The 19,395-nt window shown below is 44.3% G+C and carries 20 protein-coding genes; 6 read left to right on the forward strand and 14 right to left on the reverse strand.

Going from position 1 to position 19,395, the window contains the following annotated elements:
- Nucleotides 1–148: 148 nt before the first annotated feature.
- Nucleotides 149–607, forward strand: coding sequence for a Dps family protein (locus V7161_RS16505; RefSeq protein WP_335714062.1), 459 nt, complete (start codon nt 149–151; stop codon nt 605–607).
- 219 nt (nt 608–826) lie between these two features.
- Here the strand turns inward: V7161_RS16505 and V7161_RS16510 are convergent, their stop codons facing one another.
- The 10 genes from V7161_RS16510 to V7161_RS16555 all read right to left on the reverse strand — a co-directional run bounded on the left by V7161_RS16510 (nt 827) and on the right by V7161_RS16555 (nt 10,309).
- Nucleotides 827–1,963 carry a fused response regulator/phosphatase gene (locus V7161_RS16510; protein ID WP_335714086.1) on the reverse strand — a complete coding sequence of 379 codons (1,137 nt, stop codon included), beginning with the start codon at nt 1,961–1,963 and terminating at the stop codon, nt 827–829.
- Between the two features lie 155 nt (nt 1,964–2,118).
- Nucleotides 2,119–2,907 (reverse strand): RNA polymerase sigma factor SigB, encoded by a 789-nt coding sequence (gene sigB / locus V7161_RS16515; protein ID WP_335714063.1) that lies wholly within the window; start codon nt 2,905–2,907, stop codon nt 2,119–2,121.
- Complete coding sequence (gene rsbW, locus V7161_RS16520; protein WP_223594831.1) at nt 2,873–3,355, reverse strand: anti-sigma B factor RsbW; 483 nt, start codon at nt 3,353–3,355, stop codon at nt 2,873–2,875. Before rsbW ends, sigB begins: the two co-directional genes overlap by 35 nt.
- Before the next feature lie 12 nt (nt 3,356–3,367).
- Nucleotides 3,368–3,682: an anti-sigma factor antagonist gene (locus tag V7161_RS16525; RefSeq protein ID WP_335714064.1), complete on the reverse strand. Its 315-nt coding sequence runs from the start codon at nt 3,680–3,682 to the stop codon at nt 3,368–3,370.
- Between the two features lie 207 nt (nt 3,683–3,889).
- The gene (locus tag V7161_RS16530) at nt 3,890–5,188 is read right to left on the reverse strand and encodes a hemolysin family protein (RefSeq protein ID WP_335714065.1); all 1,299 of its coding nucleotides are present in this window, start codon (nt 5,186–5,188) and stop codon (nt 3,890–3,892) included.
- 33 nt (nt 5,189–5,221) lie between these two features.
- A complete protein-coding gene (locus V7161_RS16535) occupies nt 5,222–5,698 on the reverse strand; it encodes a TraR/DksA C4-type zinc finger protein (protein ID WP_335714066.1) in 477 nt (158 codons plus the stop codon).
- 65 nt (nt 5,699–5,763) lie between these two features.
- Entirely contained in the window at nt 5,764–6,846 is a 1,083-nt protein-coding gene (locus V7161_RS16540) for an AI-2E family transporter (RefSeq protein ID WP_335714067.1), read from the reverse strand.
- A gap of 191 nt (nt 6,847–7,037) precedes the next feature.
- The gene (gene cls, locus V7161_RS16545; RefSeq protein WP_335714068.1) at nt 7,038–8,579 is read right to left on the reverse strand and encodes a cardiolipin synthase; all 1,542 of its coding nucleotides are present in this window, start codon (nt 8,577–8,579) and stop codon (nt 7,038–7,040) included.
- A gap of 137 nt (nt 8,580–8,716) precedes the next feature.
- Nucleotides 8,717–9,046: a general stress protein gene (locus V7161_RS16550; protein ID WP_420491631.1), complete on the reverse strand. Its 330-nt coding sequence runs from the start codon at nt 9,044–9,046 to the stop codon at nt 8,717–8,719.
- A gap of 327 nt (nt 9,047–9,373) precedes the next feature.
- Complete coding sequence (locus V7161_RS16555; protein WP_335714069.1) at nt 9,374–10,309, reverse strand: magnesium transporter CorA family protein; 936 nt, start codon at nt 10,307–10,309, stop codon at nt 9,374–9,376.
- Between the two features lie 140 nt (nt 10,310–10,449).
- Between V7161_RS16555 and V7161_RS16560 the strand changes: the two genes are divergently transcribed.
- Nucleotides 10,450–10,722 (forward strand): hypothetical protein, encoded by a 273-nt coding sequence (locus tag V7161_RS16560; protein WP_335714070.1) that lies wholly within the window; start codon nt 10,450–10,452, stop codon nt 10,720–10,722.
- Between the two features lie 49 nt (nt 10,723–10,771).
- Nucleotides 10,772–11,500, forward strand: coding sequence for a hypothetical protein (locus V7161_RS16565; RefSeq protein WP_335714071.1), 729 nt, complete (start codon nt 10,772–10,774; stop codon nt 11,498–11,500).
- A 52-nt stretch (nt 11,501–11,552) separates the two neighbouring features.
- On the opposite strand, the gene V7161_RS16570 is transcribed toward V7161_RS16565, so the two are convergent.
- Nucleotides 11,553–13,052, reverse strand: a complete 1,500-nt coding sequence (locus V7161_RS16570) for a mechanosensitive ion channel (protein WP_335714072.1) — start codon at nt 13,050–13,052, stop codon at nt 11,553–11,555.
- A gap of 202 nt (nt 13,053–13,254) precedes the next feature.
- On the opposite strand from V7161_RS16570, the gene V7161_RS16575 reads away from it, so the two are divergent.
- The 3 genes from V7161_RS16575 (at nt 13,255) to V7161_RS16585 (ending at nt 14,377) form a co-directional block, all read left to right on the forward strand.
- Nucleotides 13,255–13,494 carry a hypothetical protein gene (locus V7161_RS16575; protein WP_335714073.1) on the forward strand — a complete coding sequence of 80 codons (240 nt, stop codon included), beginning with the start codon at nt 13,255–13,257 and terminating at the stop codon, nt 13,492–13,494.
- Nucleotides 13,495–13,509: 15 nt separating this feature from the next.
- The gene (locus V7161_RS16580) at nt 13,510–13,680 is read left to right on the forward strand and encodes a CsbD family protein (RefSeq protein WP_335714074.1); all 171 of its coding nucleotides are present in this window, start codon (nt 13,510–13,512) and stop codon (nt 13,678–13,680) included.
- A 61-nt stretch (nt 13,681–13,741) separates the two neighbouring features.
- A complete protein-coding gene (locus V7161_RS16585) occupies nt 13,742–14,377 on the forward strand; it encodes a general stress protein (protein ID WP_335714075.1) in 636 nt (211 codons plus the stop codon).
- Between the two features lie 88 nt (nt 14,378–14,465).
- Here V7161_RS16585 and nuoN read toward each other — a convergent pair whose 3' ends face one another.
- Genes nuoN through nuoL form a run of 3 tightly spaced genes read right to left on the reverse strand, consistent with a single transcriptional unit; the run spans nt 14,466 to nt 19,357 of the window.
- Complete coding sequence (nuoN, locus tag V7161_RS16590; RefSeq protein ID WP_335714076.1) at nt 14,466–15,977, reverse strand: NADH-quinone oxidoreductase subunit NuoN; 1,512 nt, start codon at nt 15,975–15,977, stop codon at nt 14,466–14,468.
- Nucleotides 15,978–15,983: 6 nt separating this feature from the next.
- Nucleotides 15,984–17,489 (reverse strand): NADH-quinone oxidoreductase subunit M, encoded by a 1,506-nt coding sequence (locus V7161_RS16595; RefSeq protein WP_335714077.1) that lies wholly within the window; start codon nt 17,487–17,489, stop codon nt 15,984–15,986.
- Nucleotides 17,486–19,357 (reverse strand): NADH-quinone oxidoreductase subunit L, encoded by a 1,872-nt coding sequence (nuoL, locus tag V7161_RS16600; protein ID WP_335714078.1) that lies wholly within the window; start codon nt 19,355–19,357, stop codon nt 17,486–17,488. The genes V7161_RS16595 and nuoL overlap by 4 nt, the downstream gene beginning before the upstream one ends.
- Between the last annotated feature and the right edge of the window lie 38 nt (nt 19,358–19,395).

Raw genomic sequence — 19,395 nt, forward strand, 5'->3', positions numbered from 1 at the left:
TATTTTTTGTAAAATCTATCTATATTCTATCATATCGTTTATTTCCTGGTAGCCCAATGGGAATTAAGCCCTATGGGAAAAATTTCATAGTTTCATATGTTTGGCTTGGGGTATTAAATAGGTATCACTAGTTATGGAGGTTATTTATATGGCAAAAACAAAAGATAAAAACATGATGTTGACAGAAACGCTCGATAAACAGGTGGCCAATTTCTCGGTGTTGTATATGAAGCTGCACCATTATCACTGGTATGTGAAAGGCGAAAATTTCTTCACGCTGCATGTCAAATTCGGTGAGTTGTATGCGGAAGCGGCTCTTCATATGGATACGATTGCCGAAAGAATGCTGTCATTGGGGTTTTCACCAACGGCAACTTTAAAGGAGCAATTGAAGCTGGCTTCGATTCAGGAGGCATCGGGCGAAGAGTCGTCGTCCGAGATGGTTCAGGCGCTGGCGGATGATTTTAATACGGTCTGCGGTGAGCTGAAGGAAGGGATCACGGAAGCCGAGGACAAAGATGACCAGCCGACAGCGGATTTGTTTATTGAGATTCGGACTTCGTTGGAAAAACACCGTTGGATGCTGCAGGCCTATTTGGCGGAGTAAGATGGGATTAGCTTTTGTGTAGGAGGATATACGGCTGGGCTGGGGCAAAACAGGTGAGCCCAGTCCCTGTACACGCCTCAGTGACCGGCTGTACTACTTTTTCATGCCAACGGGCACTGTGAACCACGCACATTTTTTTCCACGCCAACAGGCACTATGACCCGTCCACAGTGCCCACCCAAAACATTTCTCGCAAAATCCTCTATCCAGCAACAACACTCAATTCGCCGACACCATCACCAGACACATATCGTCCTTTTGGGCACTCACCAGTTCGGAGCATGGCTGCAGCTGGTGCAGCAGCGACTCCGGATTGTCATTTTCCTGCAAGCAGCTGATCAGCTTCTCGCGCGCATCCGCGTACTCTTCCTCCAGCCACTCCGACAACCCGTCTGTAAACAGCAATATCCGCGCTCCTTCCTTATACGGAATCACGCCTTTCGCCACCTCAATCTCCTCAAAAAAACCGAGCGCACAGCAACCCTTATCCAGCATCCTTACTTCCCCATCCACCAGCGCCATCCCCTGCGGATGCCCGGCATTCACATACTCGATGCTGCGCTCTTCCGTATCCAGGACAAAATAAATCGCCGTAAAATAATAGTTTAAAAGACTATCAGGCATGTGAAGCTGATTCATGCGCCGGTTCAGCTCCTTCATAACTTGCTCCGGATCGGATATCCCCGTAATCGTATCTTTCAAAGCAGAATAAATATACATGCAGATCAATGAAGACGAAATCCCGTGTCCCATCATATCAAGCAAAATAACGCCATACCGGCTCGGACTTATCTTGTACCAAGCATACAAGTCCCCGGCCAGCTCAAAGGACGGCTTATACACCGCAGAAATTGTGACATCGCCTTCCTGAATCGGACGACTAAGCATACTTCGCTGCACCTGCCTGGCCAAATCCAGTTCATATTGAATCCGCTGATCCCGTTCCTTGCGCAAATCCTTCTCATGCTTCAATCGCAGCACCGACCGAATCCGCGCAAGCAGTTCCACTTTATTAATCGGCTTCATCACATAATCCAGCGCTCCCGCATCCATCGCCTCGGCCATCTTATACGAATCTCCCATCGCCGAGACAAATATGATTGGCAGGTCGCAGTACCGCTCATCGGCCAGAATCGTTCGGCAAGCCTCAAGCCCATCAATCTCCGGCATCATCAAATCCATCAAAATCAAATCTACCGGCACCACAGAAGAAGGACCAGCCCCATCCAACTGCAAATATTGATATAGCTCCTTGGCAGATTTCAGCTTAACCAATCTAGGATAGCCCGCCTTCTGCAAGATTTTTTCAATAATCATTAAATTCGTCACATTATCGTCCACAATGGCAATTTTCATAGGCATCCGATAGCCAACCCCTTTTTTGTAAAAAAAATTCCTGCTCCCGAGAAGGCGCCTGACACCTGAGTGTATTAACGTATTAAAGCAAAAAGAGTGGAACAAGTGCCGCTGTGCCCAAAAGACGGCCATTTAAACCGCTTTAAAAGCACACCTTATTCCACCCGCTGATAGGCTTTGTCCTCAACAGCCTTTCGCAGTTTTTCAAGCGCCTTTTTTTGCAGCCTCGAAACATGCATCTGCGAGATCCCCAATCGCTCGCCTGTTTCCTTTTGACTATGGTTGGAAACAAACGTGCAATGGATGATTTCCCTTTCGCGGTCGTTTAAAACCTGAAGAGCATTCTCGAGAAGGAGCCGCTGATCGACTTTTTCAAAGCCCTCATCATCTCTTCCAATAATATCATGGGCCGTGACGGAACTTCCATCCTTACCGGTTTCAATCGATTGATCGACAGAAGTGGCCTGATAGCTTTTTCCCATTTCCATCGCTTCCAATACTTCCTCTTCGGAAATCTCCATATGTGCAGCAATTTCATGGATCTTTGGTGAGCGTTGATAGTGATTCGTCAGCTCGTCCACCACTTTTTTAATTTTCGGCCAGGTTTCTTTAATTCGTCTCGGTACATGTACGCTCCAGGTTTTATCCCGTAAAAATCGCTTGATTTCACCGATGACGGTCGGAATTAAAAACGTTTCAAACGATCTTCCGACGCTTGCATCATACCGTCTGATTGCTGACAACAGCCCGATCATCGCAACCTGCATGATATCCTCGTGAAATTCTTTCCCATGTGAGTATTTCCTCGCCAGGCTCCCGACCAATGCGGTGTAATGTTCCACAAGAATCGTTTGTGCCGATGCGCTCTCGTTTTCTTGGAACTCCCATATCAGGGCATCGATTTCTTCCTTAGTTCGTTTCACGGTTTGCAATGGTTTGGTCATGATTTTCACGCTCCCCACTCAGATACTTCACCATGAAGACCGTAACTCCGGAATGTTCTAAAACCCTGACTTCATCCATAAGCGTCTCAATCAAAAATAAACCTAACCCTCCCTCTGACAGCTGTTCGACCGTACTGGATTCAGTGTAAGGGCCTAGTTCATTTTTTGTCTGGATAAAATTAAAGCTCTTGCCGCTGTCCGCGACCATGATTTCCAGCTTGTCGGGATAGATCCCAAAACCGATAATCACTTCGCCGCCTTCATCCATGGAGTAAGCATGCTGAACCGCATTGGTACAGGCCTCGCTTACCGCGATCTTCATGTCCTCAATCTCCTCATATGTATAACCGATGCGGCTGGCAATTCCCGATAACGTTAAGCGGATAACACCAACGTAATCCGGTTTTGCCGGAATTTTCATTTCAATATAATCCATGACTTCGTTCATGTTCCCCCACCTCTAATTTACTGAAATATTCATAATATGACTTAAGCCTGTTATTTCAAAAAGGCGCTTGAGCCGGTCTGATAAATCCGTCAGCTGTAATTCTCTGCCACTTTTCTTGAGCTGTTTAAACAAACCGACAAAGACACCCAAACCGGTACTATCCAGGTAGGATACATCCTTTAGATTGATAATAATCGATTTATTGTTTCCTTCAGCCAGCAGCAATAGTTCCTCTCGGAGCTTCGTGGCTGTAAACGCATCAATTTCACCTGCCACCAGCACCAATATTCCTTTTTCACTCTGCTGCTTCTCTATCTTTAAGTTCATGCCATTCTCACCTCTGAAACTATTTATTTTTTACATACCCACATTTCTAAAAGTCAAAACCTATTTTTTTAGAAAATTTCAGAATCTATTTTTCTATTATACCAAAATATACTAGCTGGCCTAATAGCCCTTCTGCTCTAGGTGAATTTAGCTAAGGGGGCTGTTTTTCGAAACAGCCCGTTATATAGAGAGCAAGTACACACTTTATTAACCAACCCTTTCTACATCCAAATACATGAGGTGGCAACCGTCCGCTTCATGTATTTTGAACATATATCCATCTGCTTCCACTATTGAGCCTTTACATGCATCAGTGTTTTGGGTTAAATACCATCCGCCAATTGTGTCCACATCCTCGGCGATCAAGTCGGTCCCAAGCAGCTCGTTTAAGGTACGAATTCCTACCTTCGCATTGACAATAAAGTGTTTCCCAGCTGCTAGCGTCCGAATCTCGGCGACTTCATCTGCATCAAATTCATCCCTTACCTCGCCTACGATTTCTTCAATGATATCTTCAACCGTCACCAACCCAGTCGTGCCGCCGTATTCATCCATTAAAATTGCCATGTGGGTGTGATTCATTTGCATCCGAATCAATAAATCATGAATCGGAATCGTCTCAATGACACGAATTACTGGCTGGATGAAGGATTTAATCTTCCAATTTTGATAAGGACCTTGATTCATTATTTTGGCTGTCAAAAACCTTTTTACGTTCATTACACCAATAATGTGATCCTTGTCTTCCTCCATGACCGGATAGCGGGTAAACCCTTCTGTCTTCAACTTTTGAATGACCTCCTCCAGCGTATCCTCTACCGAAAGGCAGCTCATTTCCACCCTTGGCACCATGATTTCTTTGGCCACGCGTTCATCAAACTCGAAAATATTGTTAACATATTGATATTCATTCTGATTGATTTCCCCTTTTTTATAGCTTTCCTCCAACAGCAGCCGCAGCTCGTCTTCTGAGTGCGCCAGCTCATGGTCACCTGCAGCCTTTAAGCCAAACAGGCCAGCCAGCCACCGGGCAGAACTATTTAACAACCAGATAAAGGGATACATCACCTTGTTAAACCAAATGATAGGTCTGGAAAAAAGAAGTGCGATGGTTTCGGATTTTTGGATGGCGACCGTTTTGGGTGCCAATTCCCCTACCACAACATGCAAAAAAGTGACCAAAATGAAAGCAGCTATCAATGACAAAATTCCTGCCGCTGCGTCACCCAAATGAAGCAATTCAAACAATGGATGGAGCAGCTTTTCTACGGTCGGTTCCCCCAGCCAGCCAAGTCCAAGCGCTGTCACGGTGATCCCGAGCTGACAGGCTGATAAATATTCATCCAGATGGGTCACGACCCGTTTTGCGGAAACAGCCCCTTTTTTTCCGCTCATCACCAATTCATCAATCCGCGATGGACGTACTTTGACGATTGCAAATTCAATCGCAACAAAGAAGCCCGTTAAGGCGATTAATAGGGCAACACTTACTAACTTTATAACCATCCACTTCTCCTCCTTTTACAAAATGTGTTGGAGTTAGGATGATGAGTTGCCATGCACAGTCATCAATTCGTCTGCTGTCTGAATTCGTGTATCTCCTCTTGTATTTTGTTTTGGCGTGGAAAATGATTTTTCTTCAAGAAAGCTTATAGCCCCTTTCTTCTCAAACGTTGCTTGTGCCTCTACTGTCCGCTTAGCATAAGGAAGAGCTTCAAGCCTCGCAAACGGAATTCCTTCTCCTGTATCGATGCAGAGTCCATATGTTCCTTCCCGCATCCGCTCCAGTGCTTCATCGACTTCATCGACTATATTTTTGGCTGTCTGCTGGATCATTTTTTGTTTTTCGATTTCATCCAATTCGGTGGCTTGATCGGCAAAGTGGTTGTCATAGCTGGTTAACTCCCCAAAATCCTCGAACGTGATTGACTGGTTCCCCTCTAGCACTTGGAGCATTTCTTGTTTGGTCTGGATTAATTTGTGGTTTAAAAAAATCAGTTGTTGTTCTGTCAGCATATCGGTTCCTCCTCTTCTTTTCCTGCCATTTACATACCCTTATAGTGGAATGGTAAAACCCGTGTTTACGAAGTCCCGTTTATCATTTTTTCCTCCATGGTTTGCTCTTTTCGCAGCTTCCATAATTTCACGCTATGATAGACAATCACCTTCAAGACAGCATATACCGGCACCGCTAGGATTAACCCAAGTATGCCTCCCATACTTCCAGCTGCGAGCAGTAAGGAGATAATCGTGAGGGGATGAATCTCAAGCTTTTTGCCCATCACCTGGGGCGAGATAATATGTCCTTCAATTTGTTGGACGATTACCATGACAAGCAAGACCTTGATAATCATCATTGGAGAATCTAAACCAGCAATAATCAAGGCGGGGATGATGGCAATAATGGGGCCGAGAAAAGGGATGACATTGGTAAACATTGACACTATGGCAACAAGCAGCGAGTAATCAAGACCAATGGTTAAATAACCCAGAAAAGCAAGTGCTCCTACACTGAAGCTGACAAGAATTTGACCATGTATATAGGAGCTGAGGGCTTCATCCAAATCAGCTAAAATTTTTCGTCCGTTTTTCTGCTGCCCTGGCGGCAATAATCGAATCATCTGTTTCGGTGCCTTTTCGCCTTCCTTTAACATGTAATATAAAATAAACGGAACCGTCACAAGAACAGTCACAATTTCCGCAAGCATTCCAATAAAATCAACTATTTTTGTCCCAATCTTAGATGCATTTTCAGCAATCGTATCAGAGCCCGCCTGTTTGTATTGATTCAGCCATTTACCAGCCTGCAAGCCCTTTATTTTTTCTTGAATGAACTCTATTAAGGCAGGACCGCTTTCTACCAAACTCTTAATCTGCCTCTGCAAAATGGGTCCGACGAGATAGGCCAATAAACTAATCAGGGCAGCAGCTATGATATAGATTAAGAATATCGCTAGTGTTCGCGGGATTTGTTTCGACTCCAGATAATGGACTAGCGGTCGAAACAGGTAATATAACACCCCTGCAATTAAAAAAGGAAAAAAAAGAGTTCGGATTAGGATGATTACCGGCTGGAACACAAAATTGATTTTCATCCCGACTAGGACTATTAAGAAAACAAGCAGCAGTCCGCAGCCAACTCGAAATGCTTTTGATTGCAGCAAATCATCACCTCATTTTCATTTTTATAAAGGCTCTTTTCGTAAACTTTGTTGCTTGTAGAACTAATTAAGGGTCATTTACAAAGTTTCTAGGCAATTTTCGCACTTGTCTTTACGAAAAGATGCCACGAAGAATCATGTTAAACGGGTTGATAAGCCTATACGAAAAACAACAATCTTTGCGAAAATTGCCTTTATAAAACACCCGAAAACAAGCGCGCAAAAGATTCCTTCACCCGTTCAGACGTCGGGCGTTTGTAAAATTGAACAGGACGAATCCGACGGCATTCCCTTAGGTCTTCTTCATATTGGACAATCAAGTCTTGTACCGACTCCGTCCCCGTTAAAAATAAATTGACTTCAAAATTTAGATGAAAACTGCGCAAATCCATGTTAGCAGTTCCAATCGAGGCAATATCCCCATCGACGATGATCAGTTTTTTATGTAAAAATCCCTTTTGGTACGTGTAAATTTCGATTCCGGCACGTAATAGCTCTGGAAAATACGAGCGGGAAGCATATTGGGTCAGAAAGCCATCATTCACTTCCGGTACCATCACCCGGACTTGGATCCCTTTTGCAGCCGCAATCCTTAAGGCTGTCAGAATCGCTTGATTAGGGACAAAGTACGGAGAAGCAATCCAAATCGATTTGGCCGCACAGGTAATCATCGCATAAAAATGATCGCTCATCTTGCGTGTTTCTGGACCGGTCGCCACGACATGGACCAAGCCATCCTTAACAACGGAGATTAGTTTCGTATCCGCTTGCCTTGATTTGTCCTCTGGCTGCCTTTCCACCTGCATTGGTTTCCTCTCTTCCATTAACCTCTTCCTGCAAACATACTCCCAATCTGCCAAAAAAACCTTATGCAGCGTCTGAACCGCGTCTCCTTCCAAATAGACATGCGTATCACACCAAAATCCGATGTTTTCATCCTCCCCGAGATATTCCACCCCAACATTCAAGCCGCCGACAAACCCTGATGTGCCGTCGATGACAATGATCTTACGATGGTTGCGGAAATTCCATTTTTGATTCAAAAATCCGCTTTTGATGGGCAAAAACGGATAAACAGAAACACCGGCGTCCTGCATTGCATTAAGATCTGATCTTGAAAGACACATACTGCCTACTGCATCATACAGCAATCTAACCTCTACTCCTTCTTTCACTTTCTCCGCTAAAATCGCGATTAGCTCCTTTCCGAGCCTGTCATAGCGGAATGTATAATATTCCAAGTGAATAAATTCCTTCGCATTCAAAAGCTTTTGTTTGATTTCCCGAAAGGTTTCCTTGCCATTTTTTAAAACTTTTGTTTTCGTATTTGTGTTTGGATGGGTTAAGGTCATCCGCTCCAAGTAGCGGGCAAAACACCTCTGGCGCTCATTGAGCTGAGAAAAGTCGAACATTAATCTGTGGTGACTGGTTTCAAAAATCTCACGATCATTTATGCGCTTTTGTTTAAAGAGAAGACCTTTTAACAGCAACTGACCGGAATACAAATAAAAGATGTATCCGAATATAGGCAATAACACTAAGATGTAAATCCATAAAAGCGTACTTTGTGCGGAGCGATTTTCCATCATTAACGAAAACACCGTACTGAAGATGATGACACCATAAAGAGCGATACATACCGCTTTCCACTGAAAAGAGATGTCTCTGAATAGTACTAAATATCCTAAAGCCAGCATCAAGATTACCAAGAAAAATTCCAATCTATGCTTTTTCATATGCCCTTCTCCCTGCTTATCACTGTTTAAGAGATACATACCCGTTTTTGGCTAAAAAAAACTCTCCCGATTGAAAGAATGGAAAAAGCTTGCACGATGTTGTGCAAGCTTTTTTACAATATCGTTATTCTGATACTTTAGTCGTCATTCCGCTGGTTATTGCGCGATTCTCCGCCTTTTTGACCAATTTCTTGATAGAATTCCTTATCATGATTTTCAGAAGTCGCTTCCCCGCCTTTGCGGCCAATCTCTTGATAAAATTCCTTGTCATGATTCTCAGAAGTGGCTTCCCCACCTTTGCGACCAATTTCTTGGTAAAATTCCTTGTCATGATTCTCAGAAGTGGCTTCCCCGCCCTTTCGACCTATCTCCTGATAGAATTCCTTGTCATGTTTCTCGGCGGTGGCTTGTCCACCTTTTCGTCCTCGTTCTTCCATGCTCATGTTCTGATCATCTTTTCGGTCCATCTTGAATTCCTCCTTCTGATTTTTTATAAGGTTGTTTTAACCTTATACTCATGTAGTACCACATTTTTGGGGATCAAAACCTATTATTTAAACTTAGTTGTTGATTTGCGCTCCAGGCACTTCGCGCACCTTAGGGCGTGCTGGGGAGCCTCCTCGGCGCTAAAGCGCCTGCGGGGTCTCCCCTGCCCCGTACTCTCACAGGATATTGAATTGCATCCTCGAACCCGCCCACGCACGAAGGAAATGCGTTAGCATTTTCGAGGAGTCTTCGTGCCTTCCGCTCCAATCAACAGTGTTATAAATCAACTATGGTCTTTAACACAGCTATTATTTAAAAAAGGAACCTCTTTTTTTTCCCTTTAGGAGATCGCCTGTCCAGCCTTTGACTTTCAAATAACCATACAGCAAGAGAGTCGTAAAGATTACCAGTATAAAGGCAAATAAATAGCCATGCCTCCATCCAAGCTCCGGCATATACTTGAAATTCATTCCCCACAAGGCCCCGTAAGCCATTATCGGCGTGAAGATAATAGTGATGACCGTTAGGGTTTTCATGATTTCATTGCCGCGATGGGAGGAAATCACTTCTTCTAAATTAATAATCGAGTCGATTTCATGTTCATATTCGTTGAGCAGGACTACCGCACGTTCAATCCGCCTGCATGTTCTCGTAAATATTTCTCCTCTTGATACTTCTTCAAAATCCGCTTCCTCGATCCCCATTTTTAATTCGCGTATCGGAATCAGCAGACTTTTCCAAACCAGCAGCTCATGCCTGCGCCGATAGACTTTTTCGAGAATTCCTGTCTCATTTCTATTACGAATGCTCCATATGAGGGTTTTCAGCTCCACTTCGAATTGATCGATCTCCACCAGCATTTCATTCATCAGTTCCCCTAGAAAAATGAGGAATCCATCCACGGCATGTTCCGTTCGATTGATTTGCCTGATAAGAAATTCAAGATTGATATGTTTAAACATAGAAAGGGCAAGGTCCACAGTGATCCATTGATCCTCTGTTACATAAAAATGAAAAATCTTATAATCTTGATCGTCTTCAAAACTTTGCTGATAGATAAGCGATCCATAAACCACCTTTTCCCCGTTTTCGGGGGCTTTCACTCTCAAATAATTGCTGCGATTATCCCGTACCTTTTTGAGCCATTCATTGCCATCTTGTAAAAGGAGCGGTTTGATTCGCTCCATGTCGTTTGCACTGAATTGAGACCATTTCCACTTTTTGGACAAATTATATTTTTTCATAACGTCTCCTTTCGGCAACCATTTTCTATCTAATTCCCCGTTTTTGAAAAAAATAAAACTTATGTTTCATTCGGAATGCAAATGGGTATTTAACTGTTAAATAGCCATTGAAAGCTATTGAAAAGCTAAAGGAGGCCTTGATGATGAAAACAACGCTGCCAATTAAATCAATGATTGTTGTAGGTTTAGGGGCATCTGCTGCATGGTGGTTATCGTCAAAACCCAACCGGATAAAAGCTGAAAGCAAGCTTCGCGATTTGAAACGAAAAGTAAAACCGACCCCCTTTCATAAAAGTGAAAATCTCCCAATCGCAAAAGGAGGGGTCCCGCATCCTCATGATGTGGAGGATAATAAAATGGTAGACGAGGGAGCTTTGTATTCCGTGAAATTCTATAATGAGAAAATGCAATAATCGAAAGTTGAGGCATGCGTGCCTCAACTCATTTTTTGTGGGGTGAAAAATGAATTTACTTTTTTTATTCATCTATTTCATCATCATTCTAGTGGTTATCGAAATTCACGTTATACTATTTCAGCTAACTGGTCTTAAAGTAGAGGTTTCCAGGTTTCAGGTTATTTCGATGATGACCGGCACCGGCTTTACGACAGGAGAATCCGAGCTGATCTTGGGCCATCCAGTCCGAAGGAAACTCGCCACCTTCCTTATCCTCTTTGGAGCCTTCTCCCTGGCCGTTATCATTTCTTCGATTAGCAATTTCCTATCAAATGAGCTGAGTATGGATGAAGTATTGTATGTGGGCGGGGCCATCTTACTGGCATTTGGCGGATTAAAGCTTTCCTGGGTGCAGCAGAAACTGGCGGGGCTGTTTAATCGAAAAATGAGACAGAATGTGGAGCTGGCCGATTTGCCCATACGCGAAGTATTTTTAACAAATAGCGAGGATCTCTTGCTTAACCTTCATATGTTTGAGGAATCTTTTGCTGTTTCAAAAACACTGAGGCAAGCGATAAATGACCTTGACCAGTTGGACTTCGTCGTCTTGTTTATCAAACGAGGCGACTTGATTATTCGAAAAAATGTCTATCATTCCGAAATACACGAAGGCGACCAAATCTTTCTATTTGGCGATAAGGAGGTCATCCTTCAGGAATTTAAACAGGCTATTACTATCATGGAAAAGAAATTGGAGAATACTCCCCTCCCATTGAAAATCAATAAAGAGCAATAAACAGCCAAAAAAATAGCAATCCAATTAAGGATTGCTATTTTTTCTTGAACTCTTATATTCTATTATTTTGATCTATTTTATTGTCCAGCTTCCGCAAATACTTGGAAGCAAAATCTCTGCCGCCAAGACCAAACGCCAAGCCAAATGCTAAGGCTAATCCGCCTAAAACAAGGATGAAGGCAGCATTGACTATTGAATGGGCCAAGCCAATTTGGTCTAATGCCATAAAGACAGTAATCGTGAAAATGGCATATTTGGCGAACGATGCTAAGGTTCTGGAGTAGGTATTCTTTAAAATATTTTGCAAAATGCGTTCTACTAAATTTCCAACATATAATCCAATTCCCAAGATCACAAGCGCGGCAAATAGCATTGGTAAATAGGCAATTACTCCGGTTGCCAGGGTCACCAGGAAGTCCAGGTCGACAATTTGCAGGGCTTCCACCGTAAATAAGAGAACAACAACTATTTTTACCAGCAATCCCACGATTTTCGATAAGCTGTACTTGGATTGCTCAGGCTTAACGGAGCCAATCCCCATTTGCTGGAACAAGTGATCAAAACGTAAACGCCACAGCATTTGCGCGACCAATTTTTCCACCCATTTCCCCAAGGTTATGCCAGCTAAAATCAGCATGACGGCCACTGCAATATTTGGAATCAGTGTGACCACGTTATGAAGCATAGCAACAGCTGGTTCGGAAACCCCTTTTAAATCTAGTTTCTCTAAAGCAGTGATGATCGTTGGAATTAAGATTAAGATAAACGCTATGTTTCCTGCAATAATGGAAAGGCTCGTCCCTTCCATCTTCAGTCCAAAACGTTCACCCAATTTCTCAGTCCCAATACTGCTTAAAAAATTAGTCAAAATATCACGGACAATTTTCGCAATCAGCCAGCCGACCAATACGATAAGTGCGGCTGCAAACAGTTTCGGGATAAAGGAAAGCAGGCCTGACAAAATTCCTGTGACCGGCTCTGATACCCCTTCCAACTGCAATGCACCCAAAACACCAGGCAAGAATAATAAAAGAACAAAATAGAACAGCGCTTTGGCGATACTATTAATCTTATTTTGGGCACTCGTTTCTGATTCCGCCATCCTCCACCTTACTAATCGTTGTTGTAAATGGAACATGGCAGACCCTTTATGAAAAAGCATACGAAGGAGCGTTGCCACCGCCCAGGCAAGCAGTAAAATCAGTGCTGCTTTTAAAAGATTGGGAATCGCACCGGTTATCGCCGATAACATTCCCACCAGCGGTGTCGCAATAAAGCTCAAGCTCAGCATGTTAAAAAAGATAATCCAAACGACAACTAATAAAAGATAGTAAACAATTTTCCCTGCTATTTTTTCAGAAGAGTATTTTCGCTTACTGAAATTAGAAAAAAGTTTATTATCCAAGCTTGTTTTCTTTAGGCCCGCTTCCACCCCTTTTCCTATAAATTTGGCAATGACCCAGCCAATCAACAGAACAATAAGAGCAAATAGCAGGTTTGGAAGCTTGTCCAGGTAGGTATACCACCCTAGCATCATATCGTGTGTATTCATGAATTCATCTCCTTTTATCTTGGTTGATAACTGTAATACCCTCGATATTTTTTTTAAAACCATCGAGTAGAAGCAGCTAAAACTATTTTTTCAGAGACATATAGTCGAAGGAATTTAATTTTCGAAAAAGGGAGGTTTCAAATCTTTTTCCCATGGGAATACAATCTGTGCACGATAAAACCGACAAAAGGAGCTGAAAGGGATGAGTCAGAAGAAGAGATTACTCGTGGGAGGGCTGGCTGCATTATTAACCTTTGGTGGTTTAGCCGGCTGTGGTGATGGAGTGGACCAAGATAATGGGATCAGCGACGGCGAGCAAAAGGACCAGATTGATCAGGATACCAAGGAGAACGCCAAGGGCGCCGTAGAAGATGCGAAGCAAAATGGGAAGGAAGCAATGAAAAATGCCGAGAACAAAATGGAAGAAAATGATAAAAACTAAAGGAGGAAACGTTCGATGAATAAAGATCGGGTAAAAGGAAATTTTGATCAGGTAAAAGGAGAAGCGAAGGAGCAAATGGGCCGATTAACGGATGATCATTCCAAGGTGGCAGAAGGCAAGCTGGATAAAGCAAAAGGTAAATTACGAGAATCTTATGGGAAAGTAAAAGAAAATCTATCGAAATAATGTCAAAGGCAGCTTATTTCTAAGAATCTATATACACATTAATTTAGAGGAGGAACTAAACATGGACAGACATGAAAAAAAGGTTGCAGGTGTTTACGCATCGGAACAAGAAGCGATTGAAGCCGTTGAGGATTTGATTGCGCAGGGATACCGCAAAGATGAAATCTCCGTGATCGGGAAAAATCTTAAAAATGTGAATCACGTTACAGATGAAACAGGAGCGGCGGCTGAAGATGCGGCGGCCACTGGAGCCATTACAGGAGGCACCGTCGGTGGTGTAACAGGTTTATTAGTAGGAGTTGGTGCACTTGCTATCCCGGGTGTTGGCCCAATCATCGCGGCAGGTCCGCTGGCAGCAACCTTAATCGGGGCGTTAACAGGGGCTGGTCTTGGCGGAATAACCGGCGCGCTGGTAGGACTGGGAATTCCGGACGATGAAGCAAAATACTATGGAAACTCCCTGGAAGAAGGAAAAATCTTGATCTTGATTGACAAAAGGCATACCGCTGATATCAATGATCGAAATTATCTCCCTGATAGAGAAATTGAGCATGCTTCAGCATTGAGGGAAGAAAGAAATGGGTCGATGGCACGTAACATGGAGGAAATGCGGAAGCTCGGCAAGGAAATGGACCAGTCACAATCAGAGAGTGAGCTTGAGGAAGCAAATAAAACCCCAGATCCTATACAAAAATAAACATCCGGCTTTCAGCCACAAAAAAAGAAGAGGCTCCCCATCCTCTTCTTTTTCAATAAATTACCCCTTATATTTAACCACTTAAACCTCAGCTAAAAAAATCAGCCAAGATGTCTAAGTTGTTGTTCATAAAATCTAATGCGATATTTGGCATAATGCCGAACAGCACGCTTCCTACAACAGCGACAATCAAGACAACAAGAATGCTCGCTGGAATCTTGAACTTGTCTTCGCTTTCTGCCGGGCGGAAGAAGATTTGTGTCATCACGCCGAAATAGTAGAAATAAGACACAACTGTTGTCGCAATCATGATTGACGCTAATACATAATGTGGATTACCTGCAAACGCCCCGATAAAGATGTTCAATTTGCCGATAAAGCCGGCAGTTCCTGGGAAGCCTGCCAAGGAAATCAATAAGATTCCCAACACAACAGCCAATCCTGGTGAACGGCGGTATAAGCCTGCAAAATCGGTTATCTTCGCCGAGCCAGTCTTTTCTGTTACAATCTGGATTACCGCAAATGCTCCAAGGTTCATGAACAAGTAAGCAAGCAGGTAGAACCAGATGGAATAGAACATATTGGACGATAAGGACGTTAACGCCACCAGGATATAACCGGCATGGGCGATACTGGAGTAGGCAAACATTCGTTTAATGTTCGACTGCTTTAATGCGACCACGTTACCGATGATCATCGTAGCTCCCGCGATAAACGCGATATAGTCCTGCATGTCGAGCAAAATTGGCATGGAGCCTGGACCCTTCGTTGTCGCAGCGCCAAATACCGTTAACAGAATTCGGATGACAATCACAAAACCAGCCGTTTTGGAAACAACGCTAAGGAACGCAGTTACCGGCGTCGGCGCACCTTGGTAGACATCCGGTGCCCACATATGGAACGGCGCTGCAGCCAATTTAAACGCTAGACCAACGAAAATCATCAAAAATGATAAACCAAGCAAGTAAACATGCTGGCCGTCAGTTAGACCTGATAGACTATGCGCAATCGCCAGTAAATTTGTAGATCCGGTTAATCCGTACACATAGCTCATCCCGAACAACGTAATCGCTGTGGAAATTCCCCCGTTGATGACGTATTTCATCGCTGATTCGTTCGACTTCAGGTTATGCTTGCGGATGCCCGCTAAAATATAAGAAGAAACAGATAACAATTCTAATCCGATAAATAACGTGATTAAATCACCGCTGGAGGCCATAAACATCGCACCGAGCAGCGCTGTTAAGAACAGGTAGTAAAACTCGCCGCGGTACTCTTCCATGCCATCCTTTGCTTCATAGCTGACAGCAAGGAACATAACCAGTCCTGCACCGCCAAGAAGCAGCAATTTAAAGGCAATCGCAAAACTGTCCAGGCGGAAAGTATCATCCAAAATCGAAACAACAGCGCCGCCCGCTAAGCTTGCAACAGAAACCATTGCCGCCGCGATTGCCGCGATTCCAATCCAGCCGAGGATGCGGCGATCCTGCCCCTTTGGCATGAATAAATCTAAAAGCGTTAGAAGTGCAGCAACACCAAGGATGATGAACTCCGGCGTCATGACACTCCAGTTAAACTGACTCAATGTCTCAAAACTCATCCTTCATCACCCTCCCAGCCCTGGCATGATAGTCTCAAGTGTGGCTTGAAGCGGTGAGCTTAGAACACTTGGGTAAACACCGATTAACACAATTAACAACATAAGAACGACCACTGGCACGAATTCAACGCCTTTTAGGTCAACAACGCCGGTAAATTCGCGGTGTGACTTGCCAAACGTCATGCCAAGCACGGCGCGAAGCAAGTACGCTGCCGTCATAATGATGCCAATCGTACCAACGGCCGCAAGCCAAGGCATTTCTTTGAAAAGCCCTAGGAACGCCATGAATTCGCTGACAAAGCCGGACATACCTGGAAGACCAAGTGAGGCCATTGCCCCTGCTAAAAGGAAGCCTGCCGCAACCGGCATTCCCTTCGCCATTCCGCCAAGGTTTCCAATCAAAGAGGTATCGGTGCGTTCGTATAACACACCCACTAAGAAGAACAATAAGGCCGAAATTAAACCGTGTGAAATCACTTGGAATATCGCTCCCTGAACCCCGGCCTCATTCATTGCCGCAAGTCCGATGAGGACGATTCCCATATGAGAAATCGACGAGTAAGCCAAAACCATTTTAAAGTCTGTTTGAATGAACGCAAGGAACGCCCCGTAGAGAAGGTTAATCACCCCAAGGACCGCAATCAGCGTCGCAAGAGTATCAAACTGTTCGGGGAATAGCCCCATTCCAAAACGGATTAATCCGTACGCACCAATTTTTAAAAGAATACCAGAGTGAATCATGACGACTGGCGGCGGTGCTTGTACGTGCACACGCAGCATCCAGCTGTGCAATGGGAAAATCGGTAATTTGACTCCAAAAGCGACCAAGAGTGCGATGAGGAGTCCAAGCTTTAAGTCCCCAGATACCGGTGCACTTGGGTCTGCCAAGATGTCTTTTAAAATATTGATATTAGTTGTGCCTGTTTTGGCAAACAGAATCATGATCACGATTAATAGAACCGCAGAGCCCAAACCGTTATAGATCAAGAAGCTGTAGGCCGCTTTTTCTTTTTCAAAATAACCCCATTTACCGATTAAGAAGAACGTCGGAATGAGTGTAACCTCGAAGAAAATGAAGAATAGAATTAAGTTTTCCGCTGTGAATACGCCGAGCATGCCTACTTCTAATAGAAGGAACAGCATGAAGAACCCTTTCCATTCTTTTTTCACATAACGGGCCGCAATCGACGCGAGCGTTGCCACTACCGCTGTAAGCACGACTAACAGCAGCTGGAAGCCGCTTAACGCCAGCTCATAGTTAACAGCGAAGTATGGCGCCTCGACATTCATGCCGCGGAAATGAATCCATTCCACTGACACGGAAAAATCACTCAAATGCTTACCTGCTAGATAGTGAGCATAAGCTGCCAGTGATATCAGCAGTGCCGGCAGGGTGGCCAAGAAGCCGACGATCTTGATCGATTTTTCCTGATTTTTTGGCATGAACGCTAACACGGCGATACCTAGTAAAGGGGAGAATACTAGGATTGAAAGAATTGCATGTAAGTTCATCGTAAGTACCCCCCTGTTAGTGCATAAATGACCGCAAGTAACGCCAGTCCGATAAACGCCACTGCTCCGTACGTCTGCACCTGGCCGGATTGCATTTTTGAACCTGTTGCTCCAAGTCCTTGGACAAAGCCGGTGATGCCTTTGACGATGCCTTCAACAAGGAAGGTATCGATGAAACGCAAGAAGTAGCTGATTCCTTTTGTAATTACGACGATGGTCAGTTGATAGAATTCGTCGACGTAATATTTGTTTAATAGAACGGTATGCATCATGTCGCCGCTGCCGCTCAGCCAGTTGCGGGAAACGGAGCGTTTTCCGTAAATTAACCAAGCTAAGTAGATTCCCAGCAAGGAAACGACGGTTGCTAGAATCATAATCCAAACGGGACCTTCATGGTGTCCGTGTGCCGCTAGGGCTTCGTTTCCGTCAACGAGCCAGTCGCCTAGGAAGGTACCAAACCAAGGTGTGTTCACATAACCAGCAACTACCGCTAGAACACCAAGGATAATCATAGGGAAGGTCATCACAGATGGTGACTCGTGAACATGTTTCTGATTGCCGCGTGCTTCACCAGTGAAGACCATGAAGAACAAGCGGAACATATAGAATGCCGTAAAGAATGCTGCGACTAAAGCAAGGACGAAAAGAACCGGATGTCCCCCTTCCCAGGCCGCTGCTAAAATTTCGTCTTTACTGAAGAAACCGGATAATAACGGCACACCGCTGATTGCAAGTGTTCCGATTAGAAATAACGGTCCAGTGAGCTTAAGCTTTTTCCAAAGCCCGCCCATTTCTTCGATATCCTGCGTGTGTACCGCATGTATGACAGAACCGGCAGCCAAGAACAAGAGCGCCTTGAAGAACGCGTGCGTCATCAGGTGGAACACACCAGCCACATAACCCGCAGAACCGAGCGCGAGCATCATATAGCCAAGCTGGCTGACAGTTGAATAAGCAAGAACTCGTTTAATATCTGTTTGCACAAGACCGATGCTTGCCGCGAAAATCGCCGTGAATCCGCCGATAACGGCAACAGTCATAAGTGCGGTATGGCTTGCTGAGAACAATGGGAAAAGTGACGCAACCAAGTATACCCCGGCGGCAACCATTGTCGCTGCGTGGATTAACGCCGAAACAGGTGTCGGACCCTCCATCGCATCCGGAAGCCATGTGTGAAGCGGGAACTGACCCGATTTACCGACTGCCCCGATGAAAATCAGGATCGCCGTTAACGTAATCATCGTACCTGACACCTGGCCCGCGTCAACAGCCGCAAAAATATCACTGTATTCAAAGCTTTTTGTCTGCCAGAAGAGCAGCGCCATGCCGATAAACAGGCCAACGTCCCCGATACGGGTCATGATAAACGCCTTTTTCGCAGCCGCCTTCGCTTCTTCTTTGTAGAAATAGAAACCGATTAATAGGAAGGAACCGACACCTACAAGTTCCCAGAAGATATACGTTTGCAGCAGGTTTGGCGAAATCACCAGACCAAGCATGGCGAAGGTAAATAATCCCAAGTAAGCATAAAAGACATGAAAGCGCTCGTCTCCGTGCATATAACCTTTGGAATAGGTATGTACCAAGAAACTGACGAGCGATACGATAAACAGCATTAATGCATTTAATTGATTCACTTCAAAGCCCGCTGTTAGATGAAAATCTCCTATTGTGAGCCAGTCAAACTTCGTGACGTAGGTTGGCTCTGAAAAGCGCTCAAATAACACTAAAATCGAATAAATAAGCGATGCCAGCGTAAGCAGAATCCCAACATACGCACTCGCTTCCTTCAATCGCTTACCGAATAGAAGAAGGATCAAAAACGATATTAGCGGGAAAAGCGGTATAAGCCATGCATTTTCCATCATTTTCTCCTATCCGTGCCTGTCACCACCCGAACTTGTCG

The organism is Neobacillus drentensis (assembly GCF_036965425.1).
Taxonomy (GTDB): domain Bacteria; phylum Bacillota; class Bacilli; order Bacillales; family Cytobacillaceae; genus Neobacillus; species Neobacillus drentensis_F.